The following is a 19412-nucleotide window of genomic DNA, read 5'->3' as shown; positions in this document are numbered from 1 at the left end:
CGGTACGCGCACCCGAGCGCCCGCAGCAACGCCAGCCGCCCGGCGCGGTCGTCGCCGCCTTCGAGCAGCCGCAGCAGCGAGGCGTGCAGCAGCGGCGCGTCCCGTTCCGGCAGCAACCTCGGGCAGCGATCCTCGACCGCCGCCCAGAACCGGTCCGCCTCCCCGGTCACCGCGCCCCGCCCGCACCGGAGCCGGCTGCGTCACCCCACCGGGGCCGGTGAGGGGTGCGCTCGCCGCGACACGGCGGCGCGTGCTCGGTCAGCGGATTCCCGTGGGTGGCCGGAGTGTGGACGGGGAAGTCGGCGAGTACGGCGGACATCGGTGGGCGCCTCCCGGGTGTGAGTGTCGTGGGGTGGCGCCGGGGCGGGCGGGGTCGGCGGGCAGCCGCGATCGGGGACGCGGCACCGCCGGAGCCCAGCACCCGCCCCGGGCCATGCGACCAGCCTCCGATGAGCGGGAACGAGGAACTACAGCGTCGGGGGAGCCCGTATGACGCAGAAATGAGGCATCCACTCCCCCACGACGTCCACGCACTGTGACTACATTGACGACGGAACGGAGGGAGGCCCGAGCGTGGCCCTGAAGCGGCAGCGGCTCTGTCAACGGCGGAAGGCTCTCGGGTACAGCCAGGAACGCCTCGCCGACCTCCTGGGCGTAGAGCGGTCCACGGTGGTGCGGTGGGAGAACGCCGAGACGGATCCGCACCCCTGGCACCGAACCCGGATCGCCTTCGCGTTAGGCGTTACGCTCGAACACGTCGACGACATGCTCGCCGACGTGTCAGTGGCCAAGCGCCGAGGACAAGCCATGGCAAACAGGGATCAGGACCACGACGCCAGCAGCGCCGCCGCTGCCCGGCCGGAGCTTCTGGGCGACTTGCGGAGCTTCCTGACCGACTACCTCACGCCGCCAGCCCGGCCAACTCAGACCCCGGCCCAGGTTCGACGGTCCGTCAGACGCGTCCATGACCTCTACCAGCGAGCGAGCTATACATCCGCTGCACGCCTGCTACCGGACGTGCTGCGTCAGGCAACCGAGCTGTCCGATCACCCGGCAGGGCCCGACCGCAGAGACGCCTTACGGCTTCTCGCCGCCGCCTACCTCGCAGCGGCCAAACTTGCCGCCAAGGTCGGCGATGGAGAGACCGCCCTGCTCAGCGCCGACCGGGCAGCGACCGCCGCCAGACTCAGCGACGACAAGGCTCTCATGGCGATCGCGGCGTACCAGGCCGCCTGCGGCCTCCTGCGGATGCCCGGTCGAGCCGCCGAGGCCGCGGACATGACCCGCAGCACCATTGACCACCTCGCCGCGAGTGGTTCGGCAGCCGACCCCGACCTGCTCTCCGCCCACGGGGCACTGCTCCTCCTCGCCGCCGTCATGGCCGCCGGACAGGGCAACGCCAAGGAGTCCGCTCAGCACCTGTCGCAGGCGGAGCAACTGGCCGCAGACCTCGGCACGGAACAGAACCGGCTCTGGACCGCCTTCGGCCCGACGAACGTCGCCATCCATTCGGTATCCGCCGCCGTCCACTCACGTAGAGCCGACCAGGCCCTCGAAATCGGCTCGCGCCTCGACACGTCACGGCTGCCAGCCGTCATTGTGGGACGACGCGCTCAGGTGCACATCGACCTGGCGGCAGCGGCGTTCATGTCGACCACGGACAGGCCCACCGCCGTGCTGCATCTCCTCGAAGCCGAGCGGGTAGCCGCAGAGGCGGTGTATGCCAACGTGCAAGCGCGGGCAGTCCTGCTCGACCTCATGACCAGGGAAAGGCGAGCGGCAACGCCCGGGCTGCGCCCGCTGGCAGAGCGAGCAGGCTTGCTTGCTTGAAAGCGCTGGAGACCGTTGGGTCTGCTGCACCGATAGGCGACATCTGAGATGGCTTGCCCTGCGGGTGGGCTGGAAGGATGTCGCCGTGCCCAAGCCTTACTCCGAGAGTTCCGCGATGACGTCGTGCGTGTCGCTCGTGACCGCGAGGCGGGAGTGACTGTCGAGCAGATCGCCAAGGACTTCGGGGTTCACCCGATGACGTTGTTCAAGTGGCTGCGCCAGGCCGACGTCGACGCCGGCGCCACCCCTGCGACGGCCGGCAGTGAATCGGCCGAGCTGCGGGAGGCGCGCAAGCGGATCAGATTATTGGAGCAGGAGAACGAGGTCCTGCGCCGGGCAGCCGCCTACTTGTCGCAGGCGCATCTGTCGGGAAAGGCTCTACCCGCTCGTGAGCCAGCTGGCCGCCGACGGGATCCCCGTGGCGCTGACGTGCCGGGTGTTGAAGATCGCTCGCCAGCCTTACTACCGTGGCTGGCCGACCTGTCACCAGCGCCGAGCAAGTGGCGGCGTGTCGGGCCAACGCGTTGTTCGACGCCCATCGTGATGATCCGGAGTTCGGCTGCCGGTTCCTGGTTTACGAGGCTCGCGATGCGGGGCAGCCGATGGCCGACCGTACTGCGTGGCGGATCTGCTCCGGTAACGGCTGGTGGAGTGCGTTCGGCAAGCGCAAGCGTCGCGGTAAGGGCGGCAAGGTAGGCCCGCCGGTGCACGACGACTTGGTCCAGCGGGACTTCACCGCCGATGCCCGAACCGGCTGTGGCTGGCCGACATCACCGAGCACCACACCGCCGAGGGCAAGCTCTACCTGTGCGCGATCAAGGACGTCTGGTCCCACCGGATCGTCGGCTACTCCATCGACTCGCAGATGAAGTCCCGCCTGGCCGTCGCCGCGCTGGAGAACGCCGCCGCCAGACGCGGTGACCTGGCTGGTTGTGTCCTGCACACCGACCGCGGATCCCAATTCCGGTCCAGGAGTATCGTCCGCGCCCTCCACGGTCACCAGAACCGGATCGATGGGTCGCGCCGGTGCAGCTGGCGACAACGCCGCCATAGAATCCTTCTTCGGCCTCTTGCAGAACAACGTCCGCAACCGGCGATCCCGGGCCACCCGCCAGCAACTCCGGATCGCGATCGTGACCTGGATCGAACGGACCTACCACCGCCGCCAGCGCTCGCTGTCCCGTTTGACCCCTGTTGAGTTCGAGATCATCATGCACCCACCGTCCAGTCAGGCCGCGTGAGCTACACCTGTCACCTGCCGGTGCAGCAGGCCCGTATACGGCTGGCGAGGCGTGAAGTCGGCCAGCAGACCTTCGGCGTCGAGCATCCCCCGGACGGTACCGGGTCAGCCTCCCCCTTGGTCCCACACGATCCGGAGGGCCCGTCGCGGAATCGGCACCGCCGGCCGCCATCAAGCCGGGCGTCTCACCAGACCCGGCGCAGGTGCTGGTCCGTGCTGAACATCGAGAGCAGTGCCGTTCGACGTCGCGCGAAGAGTGAAGTAACCATCGACGTAAGCCGGCACGGACGGACGCGACCGCCCACACGGGTGGGTGCGTGCCATGTGTGGGTTGGGTAGCATAGCCCCCTTGGAAACTGCGATCAGCCTGTACGCGTTAAGCGCCGGCCGGATGGGGTCTGAATTGTCGACGTGGCGAGAAGAGATCCCAACGAGCGGCTCGTTGCAGCTCCCTCCAGACCCTCATGCCCTTGAGGGCCTCGGACGTAACCACCGAGTGGAGACGGCTCTTGCAGACCTCGTGGACAACGCTATCGATGCGCTAGCTAGTGAAGTCGTCATCAGATTCGTTCAAAGCAACGGTCGTCTGCGCTCGCTCTACGTGGCGGACAACGGTCAGGGGATCGCCGCGGACCGCATCGATTCGGCGATGACCGTTGGCGGGCGACGCGAGTACGCGGTGGGCAGCCTCGGCAAGTTCGGCCTGGGAATGAAGGCGGCATCGTTCAGCCAAGCTCGAAGCCTGACGGTACTTAGCCGTTCGGCGCAAGGTGATATCAACGGGCGCCGTTGGCATCTCGGCAGCCTTTCCGACTTTCGATGCAGTATCATTCCGCAGGATTTTGTAGCGGAGGAACTGGAGCGGGAGTGGGGCTTCAAGACGGACGGGGCTGGTGGTCGCACGGTAGTCCGATGGGACGACATCACCGGCTTCACGGTGACCAATGATCACGACCGCGTGCAAGCGTTTTTGAATGCTACGATTACGAAGATTTTGGACCACCTTGGACTGGTCCTTCACCGGTTCCTCGCCTCAGGTTCCCTGCGAATCGCTGTCGATGTAGAAGACGTGGATCGGTCAATCGTCGGGGCGCAATTCGAGGCGGAAGCACTCGATCCCTTCGGTTACCACCGATCAGGTCATACGGACTATCCTCGAACGCTGGTTGGCGAACATGACGGGCATCAGCTCGCCTTCGAGTGTCACATCTGGCCGGGCCGTTCCAAGTTACCCAATTTCCGACTCCCTGGCGGGCCTGTGGAGCGCCAGGGCCTATACTTCTACCGTTCGAACCGACTGTTGCACGCCGGCGGGTGGGATGGGTTGGCGGTGCCAGACCCACGGCTGCAGCTCGCGCGGGTCGCGATCGACATCAGCGACGATGTTATGGGCGTCTTCTCGATGAACCCGGAGAAGTCTCGTGTCACCGTCGGGCCGGACTTCGCTTACCTCGCCGAGTCGGCTCGAGATGCCGCAGACATGCGCATGCCGGATTACCTACGTGACGCCGAGAACGCCTATAAGCGATCCCGCGAGCGTAGCCGGGATCGACGCAAGATGTTACCCCCGGGCAAGGGCCTCGATCCGCTCGTCAAGCGCGCCATTGGCGACGAGGTTCCGTTCGTAGCCGGAGAGGAACCAATCGACATACGTTGGCGGCGGTTCGATGGCCTTGACCTGTTCGCCGTCGATCGGGAGCAGCGAACGTTGTGGCTCAATGACCGATATAGGCCAGCCATAGTCGGCGGAGGACGAGGAGGTCTGAATGATGCGCCACTTGTCAAGGCAATGCTCTACCTGCTAGTGGAGGACACTTTTCAAGGCGAGTACCTCGGCCCCAAGGACAAGGACAACCTGGCCATGTGGCAGGAGATCCTGACCACCGCCGCGCGATCTCAGGACGCACGTCGGGCGCGTTCATGACCCTAGAAAGGCGCCGCCATCTGAGCGTTTCTGGTTTTCGCCAGTACCTGGCGACTGGGGTTGCGATGGAGCATCCGGTCGATGGTGAGCCCACATTGACGCTAGCTATTGATCCTAACCATCCCTCGATTAGCCTTCGCGGACCCCTGCTCGCTGATGAGGCATCCCCGCACGTTCGGCTCGAGCACATCGATGTCCGGCGGTGGCCGGGCGACCGAACACAATTACAAGTCAGGATCACGGAGCCGTCGCTCTTCGTTGACGCCTACCCCATTCTCTGCTCCATCGCAGATCGGACGCAGCTGGACGGCCAGGGCTTTGCCACCGCGGTCACTGACACGGTACGGCTGCTCTCGCGGCTACTTGAACGCAGTCGTTCGTTGGCCCAAGAGCGTGAACTGGGGCTGTGCGGTGAACTGTTAGTCCTTCTAGGAGCGTGCCGGCGGTTCGGGCCTGAGCGCGCGGTTGCAGGTTGGCGGGGCCCTCACCGTGAGGAGCATGACTTCGCCATCGGCCATTTCGACGTCGAAGTCAAGACCACCTCGTCCGAGCGGCGCGCCCACTGGATCGACTCCCTGACGCAACTGCAGCCCACGGCACCGACACCGCTCTGGCTAGTCTCTCATCAGCTCACCGAGGCCGGGCCCGGCCAGGGTTGGCGACTGGGCGATCTAGTTGGGGCCGTCCGCGAAGCGGTGATCGGGTCCACGGTGCGGGACGATCTCGACCGGCGCCTCGCCGCGGCGGGTTGGGCCGACACATTCGGCGAGCTGTGCGTGACGCGATGGCGGCGACGGGTGGCCTCGAGCGCATACATTGTCGCCGGCGACTTCCCGAGGCTAACCGAAAACCAACTCACCAACGCGGCACTCGATCACAGCAGCCTGACCGACGTCAGATACCGCATCGACTTGACCCACCAAGCGACGGGAGCCCCAGTGCCCGAGGCCGTCGCCGATATCATCGCCACTGAGGGGACCACGTGAACGAGTCGTTCGCCACCAGCTACCGGGAAGCGCTGAACGCGATGGAGCTACGAGGCCCTCGCGGGCTTCACACCCTGGCAGCGTCCATGGCGGATGACCCCTCAATGGTCGCCGACGACGACAGCCTGAGCGCGTACCTCACCACGGCCGATCCCGACGATGCCCTCCGCAGGGACCTCGCCGTACGCCTTGCCACGTGGGACGCCGATGAAAACGCCGCCTGGACCGGTAACACTGAGCCCAACACACGCGCAAGGCGTACACGCATCACCTCGCTACTGGGCATGGGTGAGAAGGCGGCGGCGTTGTTGCTCGACCGATTCCCGGTCGCGACCACTGAGATCACGGTCATCGACGGTGACTGGACACCCTGGTACAGCGAAAGCATTCGCCGGAATCGCGACTTCTACTGGGGCCACTATGCCCACCATCTCCTGCACACCCGAGGCTTCAGCGGCGACGCCGTGGTGGGGCTCGACGCAGCCACCACCAAGGTGGTCGAGAGGCTGGCTGACCCGTCTCGGATCGAACGGCATCAGGCCAAGGGTCTCGTCGTCGGCTACGTCCAAAGCGGGAAGACCGCCAACTTCACAGGAGTCATCGCCAAGGCGATCGACGCCGGTTACCGGCTCATCGTCGTCCTCACCGGCAGCACCGACCTGCTGCGCACCCAAACACAACGACGTCTCGACATGGAACTCGTCGGCCGCGAGAATCTCCTGCGGGGTATCAGCGAGCACGACGTCGAGGCCTTCGACTATCACTCCGACCGTGACTGGCTCGACAACAAGTTCGTCAGACATGGAATCCGCCCCTCCGACGCTGGGCAACCTGACATCGTTCGCCTCACCACCCGAGACTTCGACTACCGCAGCCTGCAACAGGGCATCAGCGCTCTGGACTTTGAGCGCCGCGATAGGACGAGGCCATTGTACGACCCCATCAACCTCGCTGGAAGCGACGCCCGACTGGTCGTCGTCAAGAAGAACGGCACGGTGCTGGCGAAGCTCGTGAAGGATCTCGGGAAGATCACGACGCGCCTCGCCGATATTCCTGCGCTTATCATCGACGACGAGTCCGACCAGGCCTCCCCCAATACCAGCAATCCGAAAAAATGGCACGAGGATCAGAAGGAGCGCACAACCATCAATAAACGCATCGGTGAATTGTTGGCCTCGCTACCGAGATGTCAGTACGTTGGCTACACAGCCACCCCGTTTGCCAACGTCTTCATCGACCCAAGCGACGCAGAGGACATCTTTCCAAGCAACTTCCTTATCTCTCTTGACCGGCCGGTCGGATACATGGGCGCCGCTGAGTTTCAAGACCTCGATGTTGACTTCGAGGAGGCCTCCGCGACATTCGCCACGTCCAACGAGAAGGCCCATGTACGTCCCCTGCTCGACGATGCAGACAACGACTCCGAGCTTCGTGAAGCCCTCGATGCATTCGTGCTTACCGGTGCCGTGAAGTTGTTTCGCCAAGAACGGGGCGTAGCTCACTTCCGGCACCACACCATGCTGGTCCACCACGCGATGCAGCGCGCCGTCCACAGCGAGAAGGCCGCGGAAGTGCGCTCGCTTTGGGCCAAGGCGGGCTACTTCGCGCCGGCAAGTGGCGACCGGTTACGCAAGCTCTACGAGGAGGACATACTTCCAGTCAGCCAAGCTCTGGCACCCGAGGACGGCATGCCCAGCTCGTACGAGGAGCTCACGCCATACGTTGCCCGAGCCGTACGCCAGATCGGGCGGAGCGGGGACCCCGTCATCGTGGTTAACAGCGACAAAAGCTTGGAAAACGAGGAAATCGACTTCGACCAGCGCCCGGTATGGCGAATTCTGGTCGGCGGGAACAGCCTGGCTCGGGGCTTCACGATCGAAGGCCTTACCGTCTCGTATTACCGGCGAGCCACGAAACAGCAAGACACCCTCATGCAGATGGGCCGTTGGTTCGGATTCCGGCCGCACTACCGCGACCTCGTCCGCCTGTACATCACGCCGTCCCTCCACATGGCGTTCGAGGCGAGCTGTCGAGACGAGGACCACTTTCGAACCGAGCTGCGTCGCTACGCCACACCCGTCGACGGCAAGCCGCAGCTCACCCCCGCCCAGGTACCACCGCTCGTCGCGCAGCACCTCAAGTGGCTCAGGCCCACGGCGACCAACAAGATGTACAACGCGGAACTCGCCGAACGTCGTTCGCCAGGGATAGCCGTCGAGCCCCGCAGGTGGCCCTCCGACCCAGGCGTCATCGAGGCCAACACGAAGGCCTTCCAGCCGTTACTAGATGCAGCAACGACACAGACCCGCCTTCACGGCCACATGTCGATCACTCCGGACGGTTCCGCCGCATCCGCCGAGTGGGATTACAACGCCTGGATCGGCCGAGTCAGCCACCCCGTGCTGCTCAGCGTCCTGCAATCCATTCGGCTGGTGCCGGACGACGCCTTGGCGCCCGACCTGCGGTGGCTGGCCTCACTCACCACAGACCAAATTGACAGCTGGGTGGTGATCTTTCCGCAACAGGTAGGACAAGGCACGAATCGACGAGTCCTAGGACATGAGTCGATCAGCGTCTTCGCGCGAACTAGGCAGAAGACAGATTATTACGGCGGGATCAGCAAGGTTGAACACCGTGGCCCCGCGGAGCTCATCAAGAGGGGACGTGCTGACATCGGCGAGGAGCCTGCGCGGCGACTTGTGGAGGCACGCTCTGGCTCCATCCTGGTTTACCCAACCGTCGACCGGAGCCAAGGGGCTAGCAACTCCGTGCCTGGCGAGGCCAACGAAGAGTTGAAGCCAGGACAAGTAACGATGGCTTTCCGCCTCGTTGCCCCACTGACCGCCGTAGGACGTGACAACCGCCTCGTGCTGTTCACCGCAAAGGTGACCTCGCGACGTGGGGACGCGATCGTGGACAAGACGGGAGCCTGAGACCCCTAGCGCGGTGTTCAGCTTGGGCGACTCCATCCTTCTTCACACGTGCGTCGTAGCCAGCGATCCCACGCCCAGCCTCGTCCCAGCGCGAGTGGCCGCCAGCCGGCACTCGGCCTGAGGCAGTCTTGCTGCCCGGAGGCCAGGAGGCGGGCCTTAGGCCCGCCTATCCGGGCTAACGGACGGTAGCGATCCGCGGGTCAAGCGGTGCCGTTACGGAGTTGGTAGGCGTGCCAGCGATGGGTGAGCCTACGGCGCCTGTAGGGTGGCTGCCGTGATTGACCAGCCGGTGGAAGCAGCGCAGACAGGCATCCGGGCTGTGGAGTTCTTCGCCGGCATTGGACTGGTCCGGGAGGCTCTGGAGCCCCTTGGCGTCGACGTCGTGTGGGCCAACGACATCAAGAAGGCCAAGCGGGATATCTACGCCGCCAACCACGACGCCAGCCACTTTCAGCTAGACGACATTCGCGATGTGACCGCTAAAGATCTCCCGTCAGATATCGAGCTAGCGACTAGCAGCTTCCCATGCGTTGACCTTTCGCTTGCAGGCAACCGCCGTGGCCTCGTCGGCTCGCAGTCGGGGATGTTCTGGCAGTTTGCCCGGGTCCTCGAAGAGATGCATGAGCAACGGCCTCGCGTCGTTCTCCTTGAGAACGTTCCTGGCTTCGCAACCAGTCATGGCGGCAAAGATCTTTCTGCCGCCCTTATGCAGATGTCCGAGCTTGGTTACTCCTGCGACGTCATCGCCGTCGATGCGCGGCACTTCGTGCCGCAGTCACGACGGCGCATGTTCATAGTCGGTATCGCCGGCGATGCCGCTCCAGGGGCGAAGAGCGGAATCCCGCCCCTCTCAGATGTTCGGCCCAGGTGGGTGCAGCGCGTGCACGCCCTGCACCAGCACCTCCACATGCATTATTTGCCGCTTCCTCAGCTTCCTGAAGGGCCGCAAGACCTTTCCAATGTCGTCGAAAAGATGAACGGCAGGGATCCGCGATGGTGGGGGCATAATCGACTCGCCGCGTTTGTCGAATCCATGAGCCCGCTGCAGACGGCTCGAATGGAAGCTCTGCGTGACTCAGAAGAAATCTCTTGGCGCACCGCTTACCGAAGGAGGCGGAACGGCGACTCCATGTGGGAGCTCCGGCGAGACGCCATCGGAGGCTGTCTTCGCACCACTGGGGGGGGGTCGAGCAAGCAGGCCCTGGTCGAGCTGGGCAATGGAGAGATGCGGGCTCGCTGGATGACTCCCCTAGAGTACGCGCGAATGATGGGGGCCGGCTCCTACACGATCACCGCTGGGACGCCGAACCAGGCGCTGTTCGGCTTCGGGGATGCAGTAGTCGTTGACGTCATCAGCTGGATCGGCCAGCACTACCTGCTCCCAGTACTTCGTCCTCAGAATGGTCTGCAGGCCGCGTAATGCGCTTCGGCCACCGGTCTAAACGACTTCTGGGGTCGCGGAGCAGCATATCCATGAGCTCGGCGTTGAGCGGCCTGACCACGAGGCGCAGCAATCCAGGACAGTCAGGTCTAACGCCCGTGGGTGCCGTACGATCGGTGCGTGCCACGAGCTCGCGTGGAGCTTGCTCCAGAGGACCCACGTCACGGGACGTCGAACGGCTACGGCAACCTCAGGTGCCGGTGCGCGCTGTGCCGGGAGGCTCACCGGCAGAGCCACAGCCGCTATATGCAGAAGGTGCGGAGGACAAAGGCGCTTGCCGGGACCAACTCCGCGCATGGAACCTCCTATCGATACGACGTCGGATGTCGATGTGAGGACTGCCGCCAAGCGCACAACGTCAAAAGCCGTCAGACGAAACAGCGTCTACGGGAGCGACGGATACGAGCAGGAGGAGCCGTGTCATCGGATCTAGCGCTTCCGCCCTCGCCGCCCCCATCCGCGGCTACCGCGTCAATGCGCTCGAACCGCCACCGCGACACCGGACCCGAGCTCCGGCTTCGCAAGGCTCTTCACGCTCGGGGCCACCGCTACCGGGTGGCGCTGCCCATCATGACTGGCGGAAGGCGAGTGCGTCCGGATCTTGTCTATCCCAAGCGCAAGCTCGTCGTCTTCGTCGATGGCTGCTTCTGGCACCGCTGTCCGGAACACGGCAGGGCTCCCAGCGATCCGACCGGATACTGGGCTGTCAAGCTCCAGCGGAACGTCGATCGGGACATTGCCGTTACCGCCTCCCTCGAAGAGGACGGCTGGCGCGTCCTTCGCCTATGGGAGCACGAGAACATTGACGACGCGGTCGGCCTTGTCGAGGCGGCTTGGCGCGAGGGCCGGGCACCGACATTACGTGGCTGACGGTCCTACTGATGTGTTGGCCGAAAAGGACTGCATCGCGCGACCTGAATGAGCGCAAGCAGCCCGCCCCGATCGAAGCGAAGTCTTACTGTTCCTCTTTCCAGCGGCCCGCTGATCGGGCCCGCAAGTGCTCAACGGCAACACGGCCTTATGCCATCCCTGACGACCTGCCAGCCGCATTCAACTACGGGTTGGATGCGGCTAGCGTCGATCGCTATTACCGTACGGGTTTCAGCCGGGTAAAAACAGTTGAGCTTATTCCACGTCTAGAGTATTCAGTACCTCGTCAAGCTCTCTCGCCTTATCGCTTGCATCCAAGTAATCAGCGTACTGATTCTTGGCATTGTTGATCAACTGATCATAGAGCACGACGCGTCCGTTGATCGAGGCAAGCTGGCTGAGGATGAAGTCTTCTTCTTCGAACAATCCAGGATCCTTAGCCTTCGGCTCATGACCGAGGACAAAGACGACTTCGATGTGCATGCTATTTTCGCCTCGGCGCGCGAGAAGGTTCCTAAGCGCTCTCGCATACTTTGATCCCTGCCTCCGCAGGTCCTCGATTTCGGTCTTCACCGAATACCGTTTCAGCTCTACGATGACATGCTTACCGCCGGTCGTTGCATACCTGATGTCTATTCGACCAGTAATCTGGTTCCCGCTCGCGTCGACTGCAAACAGGCCTGGTTCAACTTCGCGAAGGTCCTGTTCCATCCTGGGGCTTGTGGTCGCCCGCTCCCAAGACGCGTCGAGCATCCATAGATGATTGAAGAGGTGCTGTTGAAGGACCTTCTCCTTTTCGTCGTCCGAAGTAATTTCTTTGAACTTTGAGATGGCTTCAAGGCGAGACCTGAGGATGTCAACCCAGAGGGCTGCTTCATATGAATCTTGGCGCGCCAACACTGGCAGCAAGTCGACCGCCGTCATCGAGCTTAGGTTATCCAGGTCTTCGATTACCTCACGAAGACCTACTCGCTCGAAGGCTAAGATGCCTGAGCGGAAGAGGGTGTTCCTATCCTTGGCAGCCGATTTCCCTTCGAACTCTAGGCTCGCGATCGTTCCAATCATCTTCTCGGCTGGAGCCTTTTGCCAACCAGGACGGGAATCGATCCATCCTCTTAACTTCGGAAACCGGACCAGGGCGTCTTCGCCCTCCTTCTTAGGCCGGGCTTCAGACCACTCTTGCGAAGCTTCGAGGAATCTCGCTCGCAGAAACTGTTGCAGTTGGACAACTCGGGGATCGTCTTCGATTAGCCGCTGCCGATCGCTTGTAGCGATATCCTCATAATCGCCATCAAGGTCCAGAAAGTCTGCCTCGATCTGTCCAGTTACATAATTGCCGAACAGCCGGCTAGTATCAAGCTTTTCGATAATGCCTTCTTGAATTGGTCGCTTTCTGGCTAAGACAATAATATTCTTTAGCGAGCCAGCCTCGGCGTCATCAGTCAGGTCGCTGGGCCGTTTCGCCGTGCCAATCCATCCCTTCACCCGCCAGCCCTCTGTCGCACTCACTAGGTCGGTCTTGAAAGTAAAACGACCGATATCGGCGGGAAGCACTGACTGAGGCAAGACGTCATCGCCGAATTCCCAAATAAATTCAAGCTTCTTGAGCTCTGCCCGGTCAGCGTATGTGATGGGCGTGCCGTTAACGACAATCCGAAAGCCGCCTTCATCAGAAGGCAATTGGCTGATTACATCAAACCTTCGCGCAAGTCGCTTTCTGAGGGCAGAAGCGGTAAGATCAGCACGCTTACTTTTCAAGTCGCTGAGTTCGATCACTGTGCCAGGGCGGCGATATCGCGCCGGCACTTCAACGCTAGGCGGATTATAGGGGCGATCTTGTGAGATTGCCCGACGAAGCTCGTCTACGCTGATTTTCAGCCCGCTCACAGATTCGGACGTCACGGAGAAAACCCGCACGGTATCGGCAATCGAGAAGACTGACAGCTTACCGATTCCCTTGCGCCCCATAAACATTCGATTCCACTTGGGAGAACGTGTTCCTTCTGCCGAACGCTTTTTATATCCCACTCGGAGGAACCTATTGTTGAAGTCGCTGACCGTCATGCCTCGCCCGTTGTCGGCGATTACCACAAGTTGATTTCCATACTGCCAGTCGATTGAGACCTCCGTGGCATCCGCATCCCATGCATTGGCCACGAGCTCAGACAGGACCGCGGCGGCGTTGCTGTAGAGGTTAATTCCCAGAGCTTCAAGCACCGACATGTCGACGGTCATTCTAAAGACCGGATCATCCGAGTGAGACATGTGAACGACCTCCCAAGTAAGGCTCCAGCTAGCCTAGATTCGTCAACTTTGAGTTTGACCGAATTTCCGGAAATGCTTTCTCTATGAGTCCGAGGAGTATGATCGCGCTATCTTGATCAAACTGGACAGTTTGACTGACCTTCTTACCAGCAGCACGGTGATCCGATCCGTAGGTGCTCAGCTGCAGTAGCAACTGATTGCCGTCTCTGACAATCTGCCAGCCACACTCAACTACCGTCGGGTGCCGTTTTGCGCGTGCATCGTCCTGAAAGAACTGGCCGACCAATGCCACCGCGAGCCTCCGCTATCGCCAATTACGAATGGGTTCTGTCCCCTGTATGGATAAGACTGCAGGACATCTTTCGATTGGTCTCCCAGCCGCCGGGAGATTTGACCGGGACGTTGAGGTGAGCCGGCTTGGTCGACGGGTGGGCGTCGAGCACGACTCCAGGTCGAACGTGGGGCGCTTTCCGCGCGTCATGTCGAAGTCAGCAACCGTCCAGCCACCGCCACAGGTGTCCGGTCTAGCTCGAAGAGGTCCACCGTCTTCACGCTCTGGAACGTTTCCTGCATCTGGCGCACTGCCTCAACCTGCTCGGGACGGAAGTGCGCCGAGTCGGTACGCCACAACGGGTGGACGAGGACCACCGCCGTCTGCCGGGCATGACTCGACAGCACCCAGAGATCGTTCACCTGTCGCCGCTCGATGCCATATTGGCCGAAGGAGTTGATGAAACCCCGGGTCAGGACGTCACCGCGATCAAGCCAACGCCCCCAGTTGACCTCCCGGCCAAGGCCAAGCTCGGCCATGTCGAGCGCGAGCCGCCAGTCCAGCGCGCCATGAATTCGTTGGTTGTCGAAGGACCTGAGGCAGTCGGGGCACGACATCGTGCATTCCATGGCATGCCGGCTTGCCTGCCACCGCTGTCGAAGGTCGTCAAGCACGCGGTGGAGCACCTGCGTGAAGAACTCGGGTTGACCAAGGAGCGAAGCGTAGCCAGCGCCGTTTTCTAGGCTGTCTGCAACGAAGACCCGATGAGTCTGCTCGTCACCTACACGGGCGGGGCTGAGACCGACGGTTAGCTCACTGGAGTCCACGTCCAACTCTGCTTGGAAGCCCCTGCGCAGCACCTCGGCGAGCGACCACAGCGCCGGAAGCCCGGCAGGCTGGACCTCGCGCGAGGTGGGGATGATGCCACCGGGCAGAGCCAGCCGGTTGAGGGTGACGACGAGGGCGTCGGTCTTGCGGACATCGCCGATGGCGGCCTCGCCGCGCCGTCCCCGACTCTTAGGTATGGAGACTTCGTTGCTGTAGAGAGATTGGTCGGCTACCACGACGCTCCGGTCGACCGCATCCTCCATGGGGAAGAGCCGGCCGAGATTGTCGTTGATTCGGAGAATATCGGCCATCTCATACACCTCAACGAGGAGCCCGCCGACGGACGACGAGCGGATCGGTTCCGAAGCGATCGCCAGCTCTGGCGCACCCACAACAGCAACCGTCTCTCCGTCGACGTCGTAGTCACGCGGCCGGTAGTCGGTGCGGAATCCGAGCGGCTGGTACATGTCGAAGGTGTTCACTGTTCCGCCACAGACGGCGCAGGTGCCCGCCGGCACGGCCAGTGACGTGCTGCCGCAGTCCTCGCACCTGCTGACGATGATGGGCCTGCCGAGCGGGTCCACGGGTAGGACGGAATTGCCTTTGACGTCATAGGCGGCAAATCCCACGGCGGTGTGGATTTCGTCGTCCCGGACGACCTCTGCGCCGGGGACGAAGCTAGCGATTGCCATGTCCAGCGATCGGTCGGAGACCACCGCCGCCTCGAGCTGCCGCTTGTCCCGGGGGTGGTTCTTGTAGAGATAGCGCACTCGAGTCGGGAAGCCGAACATCGGCAACACGCCGGCGTTGGCCAGGATCTGGCTAAGCTCCTTTTGTTGGTAGAAGGGGTTGGAGACAGCTTCGTCAATGTCGCCGGCCAGATCGGCGCGAGCCCAATGCTTCAGTTCGGTGACCTCGGCGGGGTCGATGCCCGATCGGACCGTCAATGCGGCGACAACCGCCGGAACATCCGCTGCCACCGCCAGCCACGCCTGCACTTGCGGGCGGTAGGTCGGCCAGTCGTCGCGGGCGCCGAAGATTCCATGGATGCTGTCCGGGGTACGTTCCGGGGGCGGCTCGCTAGCGGCGAAGGCCCGGCGCAGCAGCTCGGCCGCGATCACGCGGCGCGCGATTCGGGTCCGTCGCAGGTCGAGGAATGGCTGGGGGGGTGTGTCGCCGGTCATTCGCTCGGTGGCGTTGAAGTAGTAGTCGTCGTGGGTGCGCGAGCGGGCGACGGTCAGGGCGTATGAGTACGGCTGTCCCTGCCGGCCGGCCCGACCGACGCGTTGCTGATAGTTGAATCGTTGCGGCGGAACGTTCGCCATGATGGTCGAGCGCAGTGAGCCGATGTCAACGCCCACCTCCATGGTGGTCGTCACGCTGAGAACATCCAGCGGGGTGGTCAGGCGGTTCTCGGTCGGGGGCTTGAGTAGTGCCTCCTTGAACCAGCGCTGCCGCTTACGCTGCAAGGCCAGGGGTTTGGTCTGACCGGTCAGCTCCGCGACGGCCATCCGTCGCGGAGGCAGGTCGGCGAGCCAGGCATAGTAGTCCTGCTCGACCGGATCTGCGGGCTGCTGCTCCAGTCCGACATGGTGGCAGCCACGGGCGGCGCACACGTCAGCGGACGCATGCAGGTGCCGGTAGTTACATTTTGGGCAGACCCATACTGCGTCGGTGCCCTTGACCAGCACGAATGGCGCGTCGGCGCTGTTGACGCGAAGCCCCCAGTCCGGGGCGATGCGGTCGCGGATTTCGCGGGTTACCCAGACCTCGAGCCCGCTTCGGTCGACGCGCAACTTGTCCGCGACGGCGTGGACATACGTCCGGGCCGGTCGTGGCATGTCGCTCTTCGGGCTAAACCACTGGCCGCCCGCATACCGTCCTTGGATCCCCATGATCCGAATGACCGAGCGTAGAATCTGCAGGCTGGTTTCGGGTTCAACGCCGCTGTCGGAGAGCTGCGGAGCGTGTGGCTCTACCGTCACCAGCCCGGTGGACTCCAGGTCGCGGCGGGCACGGTCGAACACCGCCTCCGCCATGCCTGTAGCCAGCATTTGCCGGTAGAGCTGGACGCCCGCCATGCGTGTCTGCGGGGCGAGCGGGCTCCACAGCTCCGGCTCGGGAGGATCGAAGATCCGGTACCACGGCTCGCCCTGCCACTCCCGCACCGATCGCGCCGGTCCGGCCGGGTGAATCCCGCGTGCCAGCATGCTCGCTTCCAGCCGAATGGCTGCTTGCGTCCAGGGGATCCGCGCCGCAGGGTTGTTCTCCTGCAGATACTTGGAAATGAGTGCGTCGTCACTCGGGGACTTCACACCGACGGCGACCCGCATCGCCGCTGCGTAGACGTCCGGATGCTGCTGCTGAAACGTCATCAGGGCAGGGAGCTCATCCGGGGCCAGCGGTGCCTTTACCGACTTCAGCACTATGTCGACCGGATCTGCCTGGCGCTGCTCTAGCTCGTGCCGGATGAGCTGACGCACTAGGTCCCTGTGGTGGTTCCTGGCCACGGCTGAGGCAGTGCGAGCAGCATCGTCGCGGCTGTCGGTGAAAAGGATGGTGCGGGACTCCCCCGCGGTGGAACCCATGCTCCTGAACAACTGGGAGAGGTACAACTGGATGGCCTGCGACTGACCGGATCGGTGACCTCGGATCGGTGACCGGACAATGCCGCGCCAGAACCGCCGCAGGTCCCCGTTGTAGTTCTTGGCATCGCACCGCGGACAGCGCTCTGGAAGCGCGGGCGGTTTCGCCGTCGTGCTGGCACCGAGGCCGGAAACCGCCAGGGTAAACCCGGTCGCGTTCGTCATCGTCTCGGTGATGCGGCCGGATGTGGGATCCAGTTCCACCGGCCGGAAGGTGAAGGTCGCGCTCCGGCCCTGCGGCGTCTTGTGCTGCCAGGTGCCAGGTGCCGATTGCCCAGGCCAATACCAAACGTACTGGCTGAGGGGTCGCATGTTGACGGGACGGGTCTGCGGCGACGGGATTTCAACGGGATTTGAGCCGATGACCAGCTCCGGCGGGTTGCTGGCCATGTGCCGCTCGATGATGTAGCCGCCGAGGCTGACCTCGCCGCAGTCAAAGCAGTACAGCACCTCCAGAACCCGACCGCCGCAAAGGCAGGTGGTGGCGGGGCGGCTGAAGAGTTTGCCGATCATGCGTCCGGCGTATACGTGCTCGGGTGAGACCTGGTCGCAACTCGGGTTCGCGCAGGCCCAGAGACCGCTCGCCGTGCGGACGAACATGTGGGCGCGCAGTGGGATGCTGGCGGGGCCGCCTCCCGCTTCGGCGATCGCCGACAGTACGACAGCCATGGCGTTGCCGCCGTCCACGGTCTCGTCGAACAGCCTCCCCTCGATGACGGGAATTCGTGTGGCTCGCAAGGGCTGGTCGGGCTTCTCGCGGCAGGCCGCAGCGACCGCCTCCGAGAGGCGATGCTTGTCCGCAACGGCGGCCATGGCCGCAGACCGGACCCCCGGATCTTCGGGGAGGGTTCGTGCGATTTCCTCGAACTCGGCGCGCGACAGCGGTTCGCGAGAGGGCACAGGGCGCGGCACGCCCGCGGTGACGTGGAAGGTCGAGCGCGGCGCCCCGAAGAATTGCTCCAGGTATTCGCCGCCCTTGTCGTCGTCGCTCAGCGATGCGCTGGTGGCGAGGCAGCGCAGTTGCGGCGAGTCCGCGTCGAGGCCGATGCGGGAGAGCAGATTGCGGACGACCATCGCAACCTCGCTGCCCTGGGTCCCCCGGTACAGGTGCATCTCGTCGATCACAATGGTGAAGACGTTGTTCTGCCGGTCGGAGGCAAGCCAGTCCGCCGTCTTCTGGAAGAGCTCCTGCTCGATGTCCCGCATCAGCATTGCGTTGAGCATTGAGTAGTTGGTCACCATGATGTCGGGTGGCGAGGCGACCATGTCCCACCTTGTGACCATCTCGCCGATAGTGGGGTCGGAGAACTGCGACAGCATCTGCTCAACTGCACGGCGATCCGTGTCATCCTCATAGGCACGCACGAGCGCCTGGTAGTCCAGTTCGGTACTCCTAATCTCGGCCGCGGCGTCCCGGACCTTCGACCGGTCGCCGGAACCCGGCCGGTTGCCGGATCCGGGAGTAGCACCCGTGTATCGACCGAACCACAGCGGTGGGGCCTGTCCTGTCGCGGCGATCCGGCGCAGGGCCCGGCGGAGTCGCCCGATCTGGTCCTCGACGAGCGCGTTCGTCGGATAGAGGACGACGGTCCGCAGGGCGGCGGGTCGATTCTCCAGGTCGCGCAGCGGTCGCCACTGCAGCGCGTTGTCCGGTGCCTGCCACCAGCGATTGGGTGCAGGCTGACTGCGCCAGGAGAGTGCCTCACGAACGAGTCGGGCGAGCACGGGGAGCAGGAAAGATTCGGTCTTGCCAGAACCTGTACCGGACGTGACGACGACGTTCCGCCGTCCTTCGTCAGGCCTGAGCGAGTGGATGAGCGCCTCTGCCTGGTGGCGCCGCAGAAAGATCTCTTCGCCAGGGGCGACGAAGTCGCCAAACAAGGCCTCGCCGACAATGCGGGCCGCCGCGGCGTCGAGGCCCGCCGCCTCTGCCGCATCCCTCAGCGGGTAGTCCGCATCGTATGGCACAACCGCCTCAAGCAGGACGTCGGTGAAGATCAGGCCGGGCTCCTGCAGCAGTTGCCGTCGCTCCCGCCGAAGCGGCTCGTCCCGCAACCAGAATGCTGTGTCGAAGTACCGCAGGTACGCGTCGCGGAGCTCAGCGTAGACCTGTGTGGGCACCGGGAACGTGGATGAGGCGGCGTTGTCGACGGTTGAGATGCGCTCGGTCATGTGGATC

Annotated in this window: 8 protein-coding genes and 1 pseudogene; 7 read left to right on the top strand and 2 right to left on the bottom strand. The window is 63.5% G+C overall.

Annotation, left to right across the window (positions count from 1 at the left end):
• Positions 1-573 precede the first annotated feature (573 nt).
• From GA0070213_RS30195 to GA0070213_RS32845, 7 genes and pseudogenes are all read left to right on the top strand, one after another.
• Positions 574-1830 carry a helix-turn-helix transcriptional regulator gene (locus GA0070213_RS30195; protein WP_175441563.1) on the top strand — a complete coding sequence of 419 codons (1257 nt, stop codon included), beginning with the start codon at positions 574-576 and terminating at the stop codon, positions 1828-1830.
• A 48-nt stretch (positions 1831-1878) separates the two neighbouring features.
• A pseudogene (locus GA0070213_RS30190) lies at positions 1879-3071 on the top strand (IS3 family transposase).
• Positions 3072-3419: 348 nt separating this feature from the next.
• Positions 3420-4994, top strand: coding sequence for an ATP-binding protein (locus GA0070213_RS30185; protein WP_245716623.1), 1575 nt, complete (start codon positions 3420-3422; stop codon positions 4992-4994).
• Positions 4934-5980 (top strand): PD-(D/E)XK motif protein, encoded by a 1047-nt coding sequence (locus GA0070213_RS30180; protein WP_139128754.1) that lies wholly within the window; start codon positions 4934-4936, stop codon positions 5978-5980. The genes GA0070213_RS30185 and GA0070213_RS30180 overlap by 61 nt, the downstream gene beginning before the upstream one ends.
• The gene (locus GA0070213_RS30175; protein ID WP_217628678.1) at positions 5977-8913 is read left to right on the top strand and encodes a Z1 domain-containing protein; all 2937 of its coding nucleotides are present in this window, start codon (positions 5977-5979) and stop codon (positions 8911-8913) included. Before GA0070213_RS30180 ends, GA0070213_RS30175 begins: the two co-directional genes overlap by 4 nt.
• A 274-nt stretch (positions 8914-9187) precedes the next feature.
• Positions 9188-10333: a DNA cytosine methyltransferase gene (locus GA0070213_RS30170; RefSeq protein ID WP_245716622.1), complete on the top strand. Its 1146-nt coding sequence runs from the start codon at positions 9188-9190 to the stop codon at positions 10331-10333.
• A gap of 267 nt (positions 10334-10600) precedes the next feature.
• Positions 10601-11224: a very short patch repair endonuclease gene (locus GA0070213_RS32845; RefSeq protein ID WP_425412879.1), complete on the top strand. Its 624-nt coding sequence runs from the start codon at positions 10601-10603 to the stop codon at positions 11222-11224.
• A gap of 255 nt (positions 11225-11479) precedes the next feature.
• Here GA0070213_RS32845 and GA0070213_RS30160 read toward each other — a convergent pair whose 3' ends face one another.
• Positions 11480-13459 (bottom strand): BbrUII/HgiDII family restriction enzyme, encoded by a 1980-nt coding sequence (locus GA0070213_RS30160; RefSeq protein ID WP_175441561.1) that lies wholly within the window; start codon positions 13457-13459, stop codon positions 11480-11482.
• Between the two features lie 507 nt (positions 13460-13966).
• The gene (locus tag GA0070213_RS30150) at positions 13967-19405 is read right to left on the bottom strand and encodes a DEAD/DEAH box helicase (RefSeq protein ID WP_091072309.1); all 5439 of its coding nucleotides are present in this window, start codon (positions 19403-19405) and stop codon (positions 13967-13969) included.
• Positions 19406-19412 lie beyond the last annotated feature (7 nt).

This window comes from Micromonospora humi, from assembly GCF_900090105.1.
GTDB lineage: Bacteria > Actinomycetota > Actinomycetes > Mycobacteriales > Micromonosporaceae > Micromonospora > Micromonospora humi.
This window is presented reverse-complemented; position numbering and strand designations above follow the sequence as displayed.

What these genes read in the sequence shown, in the direction of transcription:
- GA0070213_RS30150 (WP_091072309.1), bottom strand. Translation starts at nt 19,405, where the DNA reads ATGACCGAGCGCATCTCAACCGTCGACAACGCCGCCTCATCCACGTTC.
- GA0070213_RS30160 (WP_175441561.1), bottom strand. Translation starts at nt 13,459, where the DNA reads ATGACCGTCGACATGTCGGTGCTTGAAGCTCTGGGAATTAACCTCTAC.
- GA0070213_RS32845 (WP_425412879.1), top strand. Translation starts at nt 10,601, where the DNA reads ATGCAGAAGGTGCGGAGGACAAAGGCGCTTGCCGGGACCAACTCCGCG.